The 15,262-nt window shown below is 71.0% G+C and carries 13 protein-coding genes; 4 read left to right on the top strand and 9 right to left on the bottom strand.

Annotation, left to right across the window (positions count from 1 at the left end; translation table 11 throughout):
* The first annotated feature begins 84 nt into the window (after nt 1-84).
* Entirely contained in the window at nt 85-606 is a 522-nt protein-coding gene (locus ACFXKZ_RS35530; protein ID WP_380006218.1) for an EF-hand domain-containing protein, read from the top strand.
* A gap of 17 nt (nt 607-623) precedes the next feature.
* Here the strand turns inward: ACFXKZ_RS35530 and ACFXKZ_RS35525 are convergent, their stop codons facing one another.
* A complete protein-coding gene (locus ACFXKZ_RS35525; RefSeq protein WP_380006216.1) occupies nt 624-1,742 on the bottom strand; it encodes an FAD-dependent oxidoreductase in 1,119 nt (372 codons plus the stop codon).
* A 280-nt stretch (nt 1,743-2,022) separates the two neighbouring features.
* Here ACFXKZ_RS35525 and ACFXKZ_RS35520 point away from each other — a divergent pair, with 280 nt between their 5' ends.
* Entirely contained in the window at nt 2,023-2,886 is an 864-nt protein-coding gene (locus ACFXKZ_RS35520; protein WP_380006214.1) for an acyl-CoA thioester hydrolase/BAAT C-terminal domain-containing protein, read from the top strand.
* A gap of 258 nt (nt 2,887-3,144) precedes the next feature.
* Here ACFXKZ_RS35520 and ACFXKZ_RS35515 read toward each other — a convergent pair whose 3' ends face one another.
* From ACFXKZ_RS35515 to mtnA, 6 genes are read right to left on the bottom strand one after another with little or no spacing between them, the layout of a single operon-like run.
* Nucleotides 3,145-3,780 (bottom strand): class II aldolase/adducin family protein, encoded by a 636-nt coding sequence (locus tag ACFXKZ_RS35515; RefSeq protein WP_380006212.1) that lies wholly within the window; start codon nt 3,778-3,780, stop codon nt 3,145-3,147.
* Complete coding sequence (mtnK, locus tag ACFXKZ_RS35510; protein WP_380006210.1) at nt 3,777-4,994, bottom strand: S-methyl-5-thioribose kinase; 1,218 nt, start codon at nt 4,992-4,994, stop codon at nt 3,777-3,779. Before mtnK ends, ACFXKZ_RS35515 begins: the two co-directional genes overlap by 4 nt.
* Complete coding sequence (locus ACFXKZ_RS35505; RefSeq protein WP_380006208.1) at nt 4,987-6,123, bottom strand: ABC transporter permease; 1,137 nt, start codon at nt 6,121-6,123, stop codon at nt 4,987-4,989. Before ACFXKZ_RS35505 ends, mtnK begins: the two co-directional genes overlap by 8 nt.
* Complete coding sequence (locus tag ACFXKZ_RS35500; RefSeq protein ID WP_380006206.1) at nt 6,120-7,739, bottom strand: sugar ABC transporter ATP-binding protein; 1,620 nt, start codon at nt 7,737-7,739, stop codon at nt 6,120-6,122. Before ACFXKZ_RS35500 ends, ACFXKZ_RS35505 begins: the two co-directional genes overlap by 4 nt.
* 33 nt (nt 7,740-7,772) lie before the next feature.
* Nucleotides 7,773-8,915: a sugar ABC transporter substrate-binding protein gene (locus tag ACFXKZ_RS35495; protein ID WP_380006204.1), complete on the bottom strand. Its 1,143-nt coding sequence runs from the start codon at nt 8,913-8,915 to the stop codon at nt 7,773-7,775.
* Between the two features lie 53 nt (nt 8,916-8,968).
* Entirely contained in the window at nt 8,969-10,012 is a 1,044-nt protein-coding gene (gene mtnA / locus ACFXKZ_RS35490) for an S-methyl-5-thioribose-1-phosphate isomerase (protein WP_380006202.1), read from the bottom strand.
* Nucleotides 10,013-10,126: 114 nt separating this feature from the next.
* Here mtnA and ACFXKZ_RS35485 point away from each other — a divergent pair, with 114 nt between their 5' ends.
* Nucleotides 10,127-10,849: a GntR family transcriptional regulator gene (locus tag ACFXKZ_RS35485; RefSeq protein WP_078982397.1), complete on the top strand. Its 723-nt coding sequence runs from the start codon at nt 10,127-10,129 to the stop codon at nt 10,847-10,849.
* Nucleotides 10,850-11,027: 178 nt separating this feature from the next.
* On the opposite strand, the gene ACFXKZ_RS35480 is transcribed toward ACFXKZ_RS35485, so the two are convergent.
* Entirely contained in the window at nt 11,028-12,989 is a 1,962-nt protein-coding gene (locus ACFXKZ_RS35480; protein ID WP_380006200.1) for a bifunctional aldolase/short-chain dehydrogenase, read from the bottom strand.
* A 613-nt stretch (nt 12,990-13,602) separates the two neighbouring features.
* Nucleotides 13,603-14,067, bottom strand: a complete 465-nt coding sequence (locus ACFXKZ_RS35475) for a MarR family winged helix-turn-helix transcriptional regulator (protein WP_380006198.1) — start codon at nt 14,065-14,067, stop codon at nt 13,603-13,605.
* A 156-nt stretch (nt 14,068-14,223) separates the two neighbouring features.
* On the opposite strand from ACFXKZ_RS35475, the gene ACFXKZ_RS35470 reads away from it, so the two are divergent.
* Nucleotides 14,224-15,252 (top strand): alpha/beta hydrolase, encoded by a 1,029-nt coding sequence (locus ACFXKZ_RS35470; protein ID WP_380006196.1) that lies wholly within the window; start codon nt 14,224-14,226, stop codon nt 15,250-15,252.
* Nucleotides 15,253-15,262: the final 10 nt, after the last annotated feature.

The following is a 15,262-nucleotide window of genomic DNA, read 5'->3' as shown; positions in this document are numbered from 1 at the left end:
ATTACTTATTCTGCAAATGAGCATTTTGGCACCTTCGGGGTATCTTGCGGTTGCAAAACCGCGGAGCACCCTGGAGGAAACGCAGTGTCCGACTCACCGCAGCACCGCATCTTCGCCATGTTGGATGTCGACGGCGACGGCGCCATCACCCACGAGGAATACCTCTCACGGGTGGACCGCGTCGCCTCCGCCGTCGGCCGCGACGCCGACCATTCGGTCGTCACTGCGTCGCGGGCGGCTCACGAGGCGGTCTTCCGGGACATGGACGCCGACCGCGACGGGCGCGTGACATTCGAGGAATACCGCACGTGGGTCGGGCACGACGCGTTCGAACGCTCCTGCCGACCCGCGCTGGGTTCCCTGTTCGACATCGCCGACGCCGACGCCGACGGACGCCTGGACCGCGCCGAGTTCATCCGCCTGCGTACGGCCGGGGGCAACGCCGAAACCGACGCCGCCGCGGCATTCGACGCCCTCGACACCGACGGTGACGGACTGGTCGACCGCGACGCCTACCTGGCGGGCATCCGGAGCTTCGTGACCAACGCGAAGTCCCCCATGGCCGCGGCCTACGGCGCCGGACAGCCGGTGCCGGGCCGTTCCTGATCCCGCCGGCGAAGTGGTCAGGCCGACTGGACCTCGTCGAACAGGGCGATGGCGTCGGCGGGGTTCGGGCTCACGAGGCGGTCCAGACCGGCCGTCGTGATCTTCGCCCATTTGGCGGCCCGTACCCACATCCGTTCCTCGAACGTACGCACGGCCTCGTCCACATCCCCGGAGCCGGTGGCGATCGACTCGGCGAGTTCGGCGCCATCCAGCATCGCGAGGTTCGCGCCCGCCCCCAATGGCGGCATCAGATGGGCGGCGTCGCCCAGGAGCGTCACCCCGCGGACGTGGGTCCAGGTGTGGGACTCGGGCAGCACGTGGAGCGGGCGGTGGACGAAATCGGTGCCGTGGCGGAGCAGGTCGAGTACGGGAGGGGCCCAGCCGTCGAACAGGGCCAACAGGCTTGATCGCACGGCCTCGACGTCGGCCGGTTCCTGGTTCGTGTGCCGCTCCAGCGGCGCGCGGAACTGGGCGTACACCTTGACGTGGCCGCCGCTGTTGCGTTGGGCGACAAGACCTCGGTTCACGCCGTACACGGCCATGGAGCCGTCGCCGATCATCCGGGCCAGGTCGGGCCGGCGGTTGTCGACGTCGTCCAGGGAGGTCTCGACCATGGTGATGCCGGTGTAGTGCGGCGTCACCGACGAGAGGGCCGGGCGGACCCGAGACCAGGCACCGTCCGCGCCGATCACGAGGTCGAACGTCTCTTGTCGCCCGTCCGCAAAGTGGAGCAGTACGCCGTCCCGGGTCCCCGGCACCACCTCCGTCACGCCGCTCCCCCACCGGACGTCGAGAGGGCCGAGCAGCAGGTCGCGGAGTTGCCCGCGGTCGATCTCGGGATTGGCCCGATCGTCCGGACGGGGTCGCCAGTCGCGCAGGACGGCCCCGTCCGGGTCCAGAATGCGCATGGCCTGCCCCTCGGGACGAGACAGCGCCCGAAACTCCGCCGCCAACCCGGCCCTGTCCAGCGCGAGTTGGCCCATCCCCTCGCGCAGGTCCAGCGTGCCACCCGGGGGGCGCGCATCGGGGGCGGGATCACGTTCGAGGATGGTGACGGGGTGGCCATGGCGGTACAGGACTCGGGCAAAGGTAAGGCCGGCGGGACCACTCCCGACTACGGCGATGCGGTGTCTCATGTCGATACACCGTATTACTCGATACACTGCATCGCAACCATCGAGGCCGACGTCGAGGACCCGGTCGTCTTCGAGGAGGACGAGGCACCTCCGGCCGCCTCCACCCGCTCCAGCGGCCGAAGTTCGGCGAATTACCCACCTACCCGCGGCCGGGCGACGCCGTACACGTCTTCGAGATGCTCTGTCATCGAGGCGGACTTGGGTGTTGCCGCCCGAGATTGACTCGTCGGTAGGCTCGTGCCGTCGAAATCCGAGCCGTTGGTGCGGAGTCGGGGGAGCCTTGGGCGTCGAGATCGTGGAGTACGAGTCGGCCTCCCCGTGGGAGGGCTTTCTGGCGGAGCCGATCAGTGGTCCTGCGGCGGCGGGTGTTCTGGTGTTGTCCGGTTCGAGCGGACGGATCGAGCGCGAGCGGTGTCGACTCTTCGCCCGCGCCGGGGTTACGGCGGTGTCGATCCGGTGGTTCGGCGGGTCCGGGCAGCCGTCGGGTATCTGCGAGGTCGCGCTGGAGACCTTCGTCGCCGCGACCGGGTGGCTGCGAGAGCGCGGCACGGAACGCGTCGGTGTTCTCGGCGTGTCCAAGGGCGCCGAGGCCGCGCTACTGGTGTCCACCGTCTCGGATTGCGCCGACGCCGTGATCGCGCTCGCCCCGACGTCGGTCGTCCGGGCCAACGTCGGCGCCGGCCGCGACGGTTGCGAGCGCCCGTGTCGCTCCGGCTGGACCTGGCAGGGGCAGCCGCTCCCCTTCGTCCCCTACGACGACTCCTGGCAGCCGACGGAACCTCGAGATGCTCCGGTGTCCGTGCTCGGCTGGTACGAACGCAGCCTCGCGACGCACCCGGACCGGCTCCCCGCCGCGACCATCCCCGTGGAGAGGACCGCAGCCGACCTGGTCCTGATCGCGGGCGGCGCGGACCGGATGTGGCCCTCGATGCGCTTCGCGCACGAACTCGCGGACCGCTACGCGGCAACCGGACGCAAAGCAGCCCTCATCTCCCGCCCCGACGCGGGCCACCGAACCGTATTCCCAGGCGAGGCCCCTCCACCCCCATCCCCCCACTTCGACCACGGCGGCACCCCCGATGCCGACGCCAAGCTCGGCGCAGCCGCCTGGCCAACCGTCCGAGCCACCATCCTCGGCACCTGACCACCGGCCGGGACGCCGGTACCAAGTGGCCGGTAATCGGCTCGCGATCGACGTGCCGCCTGCCCACCGCGCATGTCGGATCCAACTCCGGACCTTCCCCGGCGCATTCGACGCCTCGTAACGCTCGGCCCGCGCCACTTCCTGACCCTGAAACCGAACCCCGACGACTGGCGCATCGTCATCGAAGTCGAGTCAGGAGAATGGATCCGCTCGCCGACCCGGTGAGCGTTTCCGGTTGTGGCACCGGGTGTCGGGGGGTCAGTGGTGTTGGGTTGCCGAGGTGCGGGCGTATCGGGGGAATTCGGTGGTTTGGTTGCCCAACGTGAGTAGGCGGTATGTGTAGCGGGCCGCGCTTTCCAGGTTTTGGGCTTTGCGTAGTGCGTCCTGGGGGGATGTGCCCACCGTGGAGCAACCGTGGTGGGCCAGGATTACGCAGTCGCTGTGGTGGGTCGCGGTTGCCGCGGCTTCGGCCAGTTCGCGGGAGCCGTTGGGGTGGAACGGCACACGTTCGATCACGGGGGCGTACGCGATGTGGTCGAGGGTGAGTTGGCGGATGCGCTCGCCCATGGCGTCGACGAGCACGGCGTATTCGGGATGCACGTGCACCACCGCCTCGACGTCGGGTCGGGCCAGGTAGGTGTGTTGGTGCAGGCGCCATTCGCTGGACGGTGCCGCCGAACCCGCGTCGCCCGCGAGCGGCTCGCCGTCGAGGCGCACGATCGCGAAGTCCCGTTCGCTCAGCCGGTCGAGCCGGCTGCCGGCAGCCGTCACCGCGAAGGTGTCGGTGCCGGGCAGCCGGGCCGACAGGTTGCCGCCGCTCGCCAGGACGAGGCCGCTGTCCACGCACTGCCGGCCGGCGTCGACCAGGGCCGCGAGGATGTGCTCCGCCGTCATCGGGGTCCGCGTCCCTCGCCGCCCGCCGGCGCGGACGCGGCCTCGGCGACACGCGCCGGGGTCAGCGTGGCCCGGTCCACGAGCAGGGTTCGGGACAGCCGCAACATCGCGGCGCCGACGACGGCGTACCGATCGTCGTCCAGCGTCTCCAGGTCGCTGACCTTGGCCAGCCCCACGGTACGCCGCGCCGCCTCGCAGCCCGCGAAGCCGAACGCGTCGGCGAGGACGGCCGGCAGCCGCCCGTCGAGGTAGGCGTCCGGGTAGCGCTCCGGCGCGCGCCGCCCCGGCCAGTGTCCGCGCAGCCGTGCCGTGAACGCCTCCCAGCTCGTCGTGAGTGTCCCGAACAGGGCCTCTGCACGCCCCTGTTCGCCCAGCGCGGCGGCCCGGGTGCCCGCGAAGAGCAGGTTCGCCCACAACATGCCGAGGTCGAACCCGATCGGCCCGTAGCACGCGAACTCGGGGTCGAACGCCCGCACCGACAGGTCGCCGTCCCGCGCGTTGCCGCGAACGAAGACGCTGCCGGTGTGCAGGTCGCCGTGCAGCAGGGTTTCCTGCGTGGTGAGGAACGTGTGTTTCATCGCCATCGCGGCGGCCGACCACGCCCGATCCGCCCGCAGTTCGGCGTAGAGCGCGTCGAGCGCCGGCCGTACCGAGTTGCGTTCGGCGCCCAGGAAGGGCTCGGTGAACACCAGATCCTCGGTGATCTCGCACAGTTCCGGATTGATCGCGGCGGCGGCACGGGCACGGAACTCGGCCTCGGTGAGGCTGCCTACCGAGGTGCCGAACGCGACGTCGGCGAGGTATTCGGCGAGTCGTTCGGCGACGCCCTCGTGTGCTCCGCCGGCGTTGAGCCGGGTGCGGAACACCTCGTGGTCGGACAGGTCTTCGAGCGCGAGCACATACCCGTCGGGGTCGAAGTCGAGGAGACCGCAGACGTGTTCGGACAGTGCGCCGTGGATCCGCAGGGCGGCGGCCTCCCGCACCGCACGCTGTTCGGTCATCGGCCATTCCGGGCCGACGAGGCGTACATACGGCAGCGCCTGCTTCAGCACCAGCCGTCGGCCCGCGGCGTCCGCGCAGACGAAGACGAGGTTGAGGTTGCCGTCGCCGACCTCGGCGACGGTGAGCGTCGTCGGGTCGATCAGGTCGCGCAGCGTGGCGCGTTCGGCGATGTAGGCGGGGACCTCGGCGGAGGTCAGGATCCGGTCAGCCATGGGTGCGCTCCGCGATCGCCGGTGCGGTGGTGGGGACTTCGGGGCCGGCTCCGACCCGAGAGTCGGAGCCGGGTGTCGCCGCGGCGGCCCGGCGGCGCCGGCCGCGGCGCAGCGAGAAGGACATCAGCAGGGCGAAGATGAGCACGAGCCCCTTGATCAAGTCCTGCGTGTAGTAGGGCAGTCCGCGCATGGTCAGGCCCTGGAGGATCAGCCCGATGAACACCGCGCCGACGAACGTGCCGAGCGCGTTGGGCTTCTTGGCGCCCAGCACCGCGTAGCCGACCAGGGTCATGGCGACCGCGTCGAGCAGCGAGGAGTCGCCCGCGGTGACGTCGCCCTGCCGCAGGCGCGAGGCGAGGATGATGCCGGCGGTCGCGGCGAGTACGCCCGAGATGGCGTAGGCGGCGAACTTGTAGCGCTTGACCCGGGTACCGGCCAGGCGCGCGGCCTCCTCGTTGCCGCCGACCGCGTAGAACACCCGTCCGTGGCGGGTACGTTGCAGGAAGACCCACAGCAGCAGAGCGATGACGAGGAAGAGGTAGACGGAGTAGGGGATGCCGAACAGCTTGTCGCCGTCGATGGCGGTGAAGTCGTCGGTGAACCTGCCCTTGACCACGGTGCCGTCGCCGAGCTTCATGCCGGTGGTCAGGGTCTGGCCGTCGACGAGCCAGCGTTTGAGGCCCTGGATGGTGAACATGGTGCCGAGGGTGGCGAGCAGCGGCGGGATGTTCAGGAACACGATGAGGGTGGCATTGACACATCCGACGAGCAGGCCGACCAGGAGGCAGATGACGATCGCGCTCGGGCCGGTGAGTTCGTAGTGGATCATCGCCTCGGCGGCCACCGTGACCGACAGGCCGGTGACCGCGCCGACCGACAGGTCCAGGTCGCCGACGATGGCGGTCAGCGTCATCCCGAGCGCGGCGATCGCCGCGACCGCCTGGATCTGCAGGATCGACACCGTGTTGTCCCAGGTGCCGAAGCCCGTCGTGGTGGCGGAGAACGCGATGTAGAGCGTGACGCCCACGAGGATGATCCCGTAGCGGACCACGAAGTCGCCGAGCGCGGCCGGGAACGCGGCCGGAAGTGGGGTCCGCCGCGCGGTCGATGTCGAGTCGCGCAGATTCATGCGTGGCTTTCCTTTCCGGCTGCGCTCGGCGCTGCCTCCGAGGGCGGTGGTGACGGGGTACGGCGTACGCTCATCGCCGCGATGAGGCGTTCGCGGCCGGCGTCGCTCAGGGCGAGGTCGGCGGTGATCCGGCCGCGGTCGAGCACCACGATGCGGTCGCCGACCTCCAGGGCCTCGTCCACGTCGGAGGTGGCGACCAGGACCGCGGCGGTCGCGGCGAGTTCGCGCACGGTGGCGCCGATGTCGTGGCGGGCGTTGATGTCGACGCCGCGGAACGGTTCGTCGAGCAGCAGTACCCGCGGTTCGCCGAGCAGCCAGCGGCCGATGACCACCTTCTGCTGGTTTCCGCCGGACAGGGTCTCGATCGGCGCGTCGGGGCCGGCGGCCACCACGCCGAGGTCGCGCATCATCGTCGCGGTGGCCCGGCGTTCGGCGCCGGTGCGCATCAGGGTGCCCCGGGTGAACGTGCTCACGAAGGGCAGGGTCAGTTGGGAGCGGATCGGCCAGCCGGGGATGATCGCCTGTTCGTGGCGGGATTCGGGGACGAGGTAGACGCCGCGTTTGATCGCGGCGCCGGGATACCCGGGGTCGAAGGGGCGACCGTCGAGGGTTCGCCGGCCCGCGCCGATCGACGTGGCGCCGAAGATCCATTCGAGCAGTTCGGTCTTGCCACTGCCGAGCAGACCGAGCAGCACGGTGACCTGGCCGCGGTGCAGTTCCAGGTCGAGGGGGTGCGGGTCGTCCTCCTGTAGGCGGACCCCTTCGAGCGCCAATACCGGCTCCCCCGGCGGGAGTTCGGCACGCTCGGACTCGGCGGGGGTGCGGTCGAACAGGGCGGTCAGTACGGTCGTCCAATCGAACCCCCGCCCGGGTATGGGCTCGAACTCGCCCTGCATGGCCCCGTCGCGCAGGACGCCGACGCGGTCGCACAGTTGGTCGATCTCGGCGAGTTTGTGGGTGACGAACAGGACGGTCATGCCGTCCGCGGCGAGCGCGCGCACCAGGTCGAACAGGCGCGCGCTCTCCTCCGCGGACAACGCCGAGGTGGGCTCGTCCAGGATCAGCAGCCTGGGTTTGCGGGACAACGCCCGCGCCAGGACCAGGAGTTGCCGCTCGGAGACGCCCACGTCGCGCACCGGTGCGCGCAACGTCTGCCGGTCGAAGCGCAGGCCCAGGGTGGCCGCGACCTCGACGGCCTGGGCCTCGGTCCGGCGCCGGCTGAACAAGATGGGCGAGGATCGGTCACCGAGCCGGTCCAGCGCCAGGTTCTCCGCGACGGTCATGTCGAGGATCACCCCGTCGTTGGGGTTCTGGTGCACGGTGCCGATGCCGCTGCGCTGGGCGGCGAGCGGGTCGGGGAAGACCACGACTTCGCCGTCGCGCAGGATCTCACCCCCGTCCGGGGATTCCGCGCCCGAAAGAATCTTGATGAGCGTGGACTTGCCCGCGCCGTTGGCGCCCATCAGGCCGTAGATGTCACCCGCGCCGATGCGGAGGCCGACCCCGCGCAGCACCCGGTTCGGGCCGTAGCTCTTCGAGATGTCCCGCACTTCGAGGACGGTGTCCCGGTGGCGGTCTCGGCGGTCTTCGCGTCGGTCGTCTTGTCGGGGCTGCACGGGGCCTCCTTTCCGGTTTCGACCGAGGGTGGGTCAGGCGCCCGGCCGGATCGGGGTGATCCACGGCGCCCCGAGCACGTCCGGGGTGGCCAGTTCGGGCAGTGCCTTGCGCAGCGTGTCCATGTTCGTCACGCCGTTCGCCTTGAGCGTGTCCTGGGTGATCAGCGTCGCGGGGATCGTCATCTTCTGCGGCAGGTCGACCTTCCCGGCCGCCGCGATCGAGGCCCGGGCCACGACCGCGCCCACGTTCGCCGGGTCGGTGGCGGCGGTGGCCCGCCACGGGCTGCCGGCCTCGGTCATCAGCTGGATGTCGGCGGTGGAGACGTCCACGCCGTAGACCTTCACCTTGTTCGTCATGCCGTTCTGGCGCAGCGCGATCAGCGTGCCCTTGGCGAGTTCGTCGTAGGCGGCGAACGCGAGCGTGGTGTCCGGGGCGGCCGACAGCGCCGCGGTGCCCTCGGTCGCGGTGTCGGCGGCCACCGACTCGGTGTACTTGCCGAAGCGCGCCTTCTGGGTGAACGTCGGGTTGTCCTTGAGGAACTGCTGGTACACCTTGTCGCGGGAGTCGAGCGGCGCGATGCCGGACACGTTGACGTAGGCGAGCTTGCCGCCCGAGGGGTTGTCCTGCTTCATGTAGCCGAGGATCTTGTCGGCGATCGAGGCGTCGTCCTGCGATATGTAGGTGGCCTTGCAGTTGGAGATCGCCACGTCGTAGACGACGACCGGGATGCCCTTGGCGATCGCGTCGTCGATCTTGGGGTTGACCGAGTCGGCGAGGCCGTGGTCCACGATGATCACGTCGGGCTTGGCGTTGATGGCCTGGTCGAGCTGGCTGACCTGGGTCGCGTTGTTGCCCCGCGCGTCGTACACGGTGACGCTGCCGCCGGCGGCCTTGATCTGCTTGGTCGCGCCGTCGCCCCACTGCTCGAAGTAGTCGCCGACGCCGGATTGGCGGACGAGCGCCACCTTGAAGTCGCCCTTGAGGCCGGCGGGCTTGGCCTCGGGCAGTTTGCGCGCGTTGTCGACGGTGCGCTGCGTCGCGCAGTTGCCGGCGCCGCCGGCGGCGCCGGACGCGCCGGGCTCCGCCTTCTTGTCGTCGGTGCTCTGGGAGCAGGCGGCGAGCAGGGACATTCCGACGGCGGCGGCCCCGATCACGCGAATGGCCTTGGATCTCATGGTGTTCTCCTCACTCGGTGGTCTCGGCCACGACCGGCCGGTCCGCGGGGGTGTCATGCACGGGAGGTGTCGCCGGCAGGGGTGTCGCCCGCCGCGACGTCGATGACGCGCGTGTCGGTGACGATCGCCGTGATCAGGTCGGCGGGTGTCACGTCGAAGGCGGGGTTGAGGGCGGTGGCGTCGGGCGGGGTGACCCGTACACCGTGGAAGAAGCGGACCTCGGCGCCGCCGCGATCCTCGATCTCGATCGCGTCGCCGTTCGGGGTGTCCCGGTCGATCGTGGTCTCGGGGGCGACCACGAGAAACGGCACCCCGGCCCGAGCCGCGGCCAAGGCCACCGCGAACGTGCCGATCTTGTTCGCCGTGTCGCCGTTGGCGGCGATCCGGTCGGCCCCCACCAGCACCGCGTCGACGCCGCCCCGGGCCAACGTGATCGCCGCAGCCGAGTCCACGATCACGTCGTACCGCGCGCCCATGCGGCCCAGTTCCCACGCGGTCAGCCGCGCACCCTGGAGCAGCGGCCTCGTCTCGCACGCGATGGCGCGCACCAGTCGGCCGTCGCGGTGCAGCTTCGCCACCACGCCGAGCGCCGTGCCGTGCTCGACGGCGGCGAGCGCGCCTGTGTTGCAGATGGTCAGTACGGTCAGCGCGGCCCGGTCCGGAACCAGCCGCGCCAGCGCGTCGGTACCCCGTTCGGCCATCGCGACGCAGGCCGCGATGTCCGCGTCCCGTACCCGCAGCGCGGCGTCCAGGGCGGCGAGCGGGCCGCCCTGCTCCAGGGCGGCGAGCGCGGTGTCCACGCCGTAGGCGAGGTTGACCGCCGTGGGCCGGGCCTCGCGCAGTTCGGCGATGGCCTGCCGGGCCCGGTCGGCCGGCAGGTTCTGCGCGGCGAGCGCGACGCCCAGGGCGCCGGCCACGCCGAGTGCGGGGGCTCCGCGTACCGCCAGTCGTTGGATCGCGTCCACCAGGACGTCGAGGTCGTGGATGTCGAGTTCGACGAGGCTGTCGGGCAGCAGGGTTTGGTCGACCAGCCTGATGAATCCCCTGCCGGGTTCCCGCTCGGCGTCGTCGGCGGGAATCCAGTCGATCGTGCGCATCCGCCGCGTCTCCGTCTCTTCGTGGGACGACCCGTCGATGCCTCCGCGGGTCGTCCTCATGATCCGAGTGCGCCGAAGTTGTCAGACAATTCGAAGCGTGTCAAGATGTCCGACATGGCGACCCAGACACGGCGGCCGCTGGCCGACGACATCGTTCGGGAACTCAAGATCGAGATCCGCGACGGCGTCCATCCCGCGGGGGCACGGTTGCCGACCGAGGCCGATCTGTGCAGGCGGTTCGGGGTCTCGCGGGCCACGGTGCGCACCGCGCTCAAGGAACTCGACGTGCTCGGCCTGATCCGCACCCAGCAGGGCGCGGGCACATTCGTGCGCACCCGCCCCGCGGTGCGCGACGGCCTGGAACGCATGGGCTCGATCACCGAGTCGATCCGGCGCAGCGGCAAGGAACCCGGGCACGAGTACGGGCGGCGCACGCTGCGCCAAGTGCTGCCCGACGAGGCCGAACGCATGGGTGTTCCGTCCGACACCGAGGCGCTGGAACTGCGCCGCCGGGTGACCGCCGACGGCGACGTGGTCGCCTACTCCTACGACGTGATCCCGCGCGGCCTGCTGCCGGCCGCGTTCGATCCGGAGGAGCTGAGCGGGTCGTTGTTCGCCTATTTCGAAACCGAGTTGGGCATCCATCCGACGCTCGGCCTCGCGAAGGTGCACGCGGTCTCGTCGGCGCACATCGCGTGGGGTCCGGACGCGGCCAAACACCGCCTGTTCGTGCTGCTCGACCAGTTGCACTACGACGACGACCACCGGCTGCTCGCATACTGCAAGACGTATTTCGTCGAGGGCTCCTACGAGTTCCAGCTGGTACGCACGGCCTGACCGCGCCGGCACGGCGGCCCGACCGCACGGCGCTCGGGGCGAACCCGCGAGCGCACGAGCGGCGGCCTCTCGAAGCCCGACCGCGCAAGCGCACGGCAACGAGCGGGTACGCGCGCGCAGTTCCGCGCGTACCCGCCCAACTCCCCCTACCGTGCCCGTTCGTGGGCACGGTAGGCACTCACACGACCCGTTCGCTGCCACCGTCCACGGGGATCTGCGCGCCCGTGGTCGCGGCGAAGTCGTCGGAGCACAGCCGGGTGACCGCCTGCGCCACGGTGGTGCTGCTCACCTCGGTACGCAGCAGGTTGCGCCGCTTGTACTCCTCGACCGTCATGCCGTAGTCGGCGGCGCGCTTGGCCAGGATCTCGTCGGTCCACAGGCCGGTGTCGAAGACCGCGTCCGGGTGCACCACGTTGACCCTGATGCCGTCGGCGGCCCACTCCAGCGCGGCCACCCTGGACAACTGCGTGACGGCCGCCTTGGACGCCGAGTACGCCGCCGCGCCCGGCCCGGGCGCCGGCACGTTGCGGGACGCGATCACCACCACCCGGCCGCCGCGTGGCGCGAGCGCGAGCAGTGGGTGGGCCTCGCGGAACAGGAGGGCGACGGAGTCCACGTTGACCGCCATCGAGGTGCGCCACGCGTCGGCGTCCAGCGCGGAGATCGGCGCGCCCGCCTTGAACACGCCCGCGCTCGCGACCACCATGTCGAGGCCGCCGAACCGCTCGACGGCGGCCCGCAGGGCGCTTTCCACTGCAGCGCGGTCGGTGACGTCCACGACCTGACCGAGGTATCCGACGCCCGGCAGGGTCTGCGTGACGCCGGCGTCGAGGTCCCAGCCGACGACGCTCGCGCCGGCCGCCGCCAGCGCCTGTGCGCACGCCCTGCCGATGCCCGACGCGGCCCCGGTGACCAGCGCAACCTCGCCGGCGAACGCCTGCGGCGCCCCGGCCCGGCGCAGCTTGGCCTGCTCCAGGTCCCAGTATTCGAGGTCGAAGATGTGCTCCTCGGACGCGGGCCGGTAGCCGCCGAGGCGTTCGCCGACGGTGATCACGTCCATCGTGTGCCGGTAGATGTCGCGGGCGACGTCGGTGTCCTTGGCGCTGCCGCCGACCGTGAGCATGCCCAGGTCGGGGTCCAGCACGATCCTCGGCGCCGGGTCCAGCGGCTTCAACTCGGTGCCGCGACGCCGGTGATGGCGTTCGAAGTACTCCCGGTAGCGGTCGGCGTAGCCGGCCACGTCACGGCCCACCAGCGGCACCCGCTTGGTGCGGATGACGTGGTCGGGGGTCGCCGGGCCCCGCGAGGCGACCTCGGCCAGGTCGGCCCGCGCGACGAACCTCGCCGTGTCCTCGTCGGCGTGCCGGGCGACGATCATCGGCCGGCCCGCGGCCTCGCTGATCTCCCGGCGCAGCAGGGCGAGTTCGGCGCTCGTCGGGCGTGCCGGCGCGGGGGCGGGGGCGGGCGCGGCGTCGGTGTGTTCGGCCAGTCGGCGCTCGGCGCGGGTGATCAGGTCCAGGTGGCGCTCGTACGCCTCGCGAGTGTCGTCGCCGAAGGTGAACAGGCCGTGGTTGAGCAGTACGAGGCCGATGGTCCCGGCGTGTGCCTGGTCGCGCCACACCTCGGCGCAGCGCACGGCGAGATCGAAGCCGGGCATCACGTACGGGACGATCGCGACGTCGTCGCCGAACACGTCCCGGATCACCGCCTCGCCGTCGGCGAGGTTGGTCAGGGTCAGGATCGCGTCGGCGTGGCTGTGCTGTACCGCGCGGTGCGGCAACATCGCGTGCAGCAGCGCCTCGACGGAGGGGTCGGGGGCGGACGCGTCGAGCAGCGCGCAGCGCAGTTCGTTGACCATCTGGGCGTCGCTGAGCGCGCTGACGGTGAGCAGTTCGCGCAGCCGGGCCAGGCGCAGCGGGGCGAACCCCTCGGGGCCGATCGAGGCCAGGTCGTGGCCGCTGCCCTTGACGTAGAGCACCTCGACCGGCGCGCCGGTGACATCGGCGATCTCGGCCTTGACGGAGGTGTTGCCGCCGCCGTGCAACACGAGTGTGGGTTCGCCGCCGATCAGCCGTGAACCGTAGGCGCACTGCCCCAGGGGACCGTCGCCGGCGTCCGCGTCGGACCATCGATTGCGCATGGGTGCACCGTCCTCGTCCTGGTATTCATCAGACCAACCAAGCCAATTTGTCTGACAACCTAGGAGCTGCCGTGCCCACGGTCAATACGCCGGCCCGGAAGGCCGGGTCCGCCCGGGCACCACTGCACCGCGAGCGAGGCACGCACCGGGTTCACGTCGTACGAAGTCCGCCGCGGCCTGCTCGGGTGCGGGGCCGCGGCGGTTCGGTCGGGGTGGGTCGGACGCGAAGGAGGGCCTTGATGGCGCGGCGTTCGTCCATGGCGCGGTATGCCTCTGCGGCCTGGTCGAGGGGGAGCGTGGGGCCGAAGACCTTCGATGCCCACCGCCCATGCCGGTGGCCGTGTTCGTCGCCCGGGCCTGACCGGCCGGGAGGTCGGCGCGCACCCGTTCCTCGGCGCCGGCAGCGTGAAACCCGGGTCACCCGCCTACTCGCAACGCTCGCCGTCTCCTACCGCGCGGGCACCACCCGCCGCCCGGACGACGAGGCACCGGAGCAGCGGCCCCTCGCGGTCCACCCCTTCGGGTCGGTAGGGCCGAGGCCCGCGTCGAGCCGGCGCCCGCCTCCGGCTTCCCCGGTGCCGGACACGGGCCGCCGTCCCCGCTCGATGGCGATTCAGTCGAGGTCCGGCATGAGGGGCGAGCCGTGCTCCTCGACGGCGAGGGCCACGACCCGCAGGAGGGCGGCCAGGTCGCCCACCTGCTTGCCGGTCAGGGGCGCCAGCAGACCGGTCTCGGCCGCCCGCTGGTCGTCGATCACCGCCGCCCACGTCTCGGCGCCCCGGGGGGTCAGGCCGACGAGCAGACTGCGGCGATCCTCGGCCGCATGCTCACGCGTGATCAGGCCCGCCGACTGCAGGCGGTCGAGGCGGCTGGTCAGCGTCGCGGGATGGACGCCGAGCCCCCGGGCCAGGCGGGTGGGCGCCATACGGTACGGCTCGCCCGCCGAGCGCAGGCGCCACAGGATCTCGTACTCCCACAACTTCAGGCCGTGCCGCGCCAAGGCGGCCTCCTTCTCCTGCTGCAGGTGTCGCACGAGCATCTGCATGCGGGTGATGGCGCCCTCCAATTCCGGTTCCAAGCCCGGGACTTCGTGCTCCCAACGGAGGATGTGCCGGTCGATCGAGTCTTGTGTCCGCGCCGATTGCGCCGCCGCATGCCGTGCTGTCACAGGGCCACCCTACCCTCCGGAAATTATTATTTCAGATATTTTGAAATCGTAGTACTGTCCGAACCCATGACGACCTTCACCCTCGCCGGCCGCATCGACGAACACGTCGTCGACAGTGTGCTGCTGCGCGGCAACCCCCTCGGCGACCCGACCCGACGCCCGCTGTGGGTCTACACCCCACCCGACTACGACGAAGCGCCCCAACGCCGCTACCCCGTCACGTATCTGCTGCTCGGCTACGCCGGTACCCTCCCGGTCTGGGGCAACCGCACGGCCTTTCGCAAGCCGGTCCCCGAACTGATCGACGAGATCTTCGCTCGCGGCGAGGCACCCGGGATGGTGCTGGTCTTCGTGGACGCCTGGACCACGTACGGCGGCAGCCAGTTCATCGACTCGCCCGGCACCGGCCGCTACCACTCCTACCTGTGCGAGGAGATCGTGCCGTACGTCGACGCCCATTACCGCACCCTCCCCGAGCGCGACCACCGGGCCATCGCGGGCAAGTCCAGCGGCGGACTCGGCGCCGCGATCACCTCGATGCTCCGCCCGGACCTGTTCGGCGCCTTCGCCACCCACTCCGGCGACTCGCTGTCCGAGGCCCAATACCAACCGCACTTCCTCACCGCGGCCCGCCAACTACGGCCCTACGGCGGCGACATCCTCCGCTGGTGGGCCGACTTCCGCTCGCGCGTCGCCTTCACCAGGGAAGAAGACCTGAACCTCCTGGAGATCCTCGGCGTCTCCGCCTGCTTCTCCCCCGGCCCCGACGGCTCCCCCACCCTCCCCTTCGACCCCCGCACCGGGGCTCTGCGCGAGAGCGAGTGGCAACGCTGGCTGGCCTGGGACCCGGTACGCATGGCCCCCGCGCACGCCGACGCCCTCCGCTCGCAGCGCGGCATCCGGATCGACGCCGGCACCCGCGACGAATGGTTCCTCGACCTGGGCGCACTGGCCTTCCGCGACGCGCTCACCGACATCGAAGTCCCCGACGACATCGTGCACTTCGAGTTGTTCGAGGGCGGCCACCACGCCGTCGAACACCGCATGCCGCCCGCCCTGGCCTGGCTGGCACACCGCGTCACGGACCACCCCTGACCGTCGGCGC

It is taken from the genome of Embleya sp. NPDC059237, from assembly GCF_042754105.1.
In the GTDB taxonomy this organism is placed as follows: domain Bacteria; phylum Actinomycetota; class Actinomycetes; order Streptomycetales; family Streptomycetaceae; genus Embleya.
The sequence above is the reverse complement of the archived record's forward strand: the minus strand, read 5'-3'. Positions and strand labels throughout refer to the sequence as shown.

What these genes read in the sequence shown, in the direction of transcription:
- mtnK (WP_380006210.1), bottom strand. Translation starts at nt 4,994, where the DNA reads ATGGCTGACCGGATCCTGACCTCCGCCGAGGTCCCCGCCTACATCGCC.
- mtnA (WP_380006202.1), bottom strand. Translation starts at nt 10,012, where the DNA reads ATGCGCACGATCGACTGGATTCCCGCCGACGACGCCGAGCGGGAACCC.
- ACFXKZ_RS35495 (WP_380006204.1), bottom strand. Translation starts at nt 8,915, where the DNA reads ATGAGATCCAAGGCCATTCGCGTGATCGGGGCCGCCGCCGTCGGAATG.
- ACFXKZ_RS35480 (WP_380006200.1), bottom strand. Translation starts at nt 12,989, where the DNA reads ATGCGCAATCGATGGTCCGACGCGGACGCCGGCGACGGTCCCCTGGGG.
- ACFXKZ_RS35485 (WP_078982397.1), top strand. Translation starts at nt 10,127, where the DNA reads ATGGCGACCCAGACACGGCGGCCGCTGGCCGACGACATCGTTCGGGAA.
- ACFXKZ_RS35505 (WP_380006208.1), bottom strand. Translation starts at nt 6,123, where the DNA reads ATGAATCTGCGCGACTCGACATCGACCGCGCGGCGGACCCCACTTCCG.
- ACFXKZ_RS35515 (WP_380006212.1), bottom strand. Translation starts at nt 3,780, where the DNA reads ATGACGGCGGAGCACATCCTCGCGGCCCTGGTCGACGCCGGCCGGCAG.
- ACFXKZ_RS35525 (WP_380006216.1), bottom strand. Translation starts at nt 1,742, where the DNA reads ATGAGACACCGCATCGCCGTAGTCGGGAGTGGTCCCGCCGGCCTTACC.
- ACFXKZ_RS35470 (WP_380006196.1), top strand. Translation starts at nt 14,224, where the DNA reads ATGACGACCTTCACCCTCGCCGGCCGCATCGACGAACACGTCGTCGAC.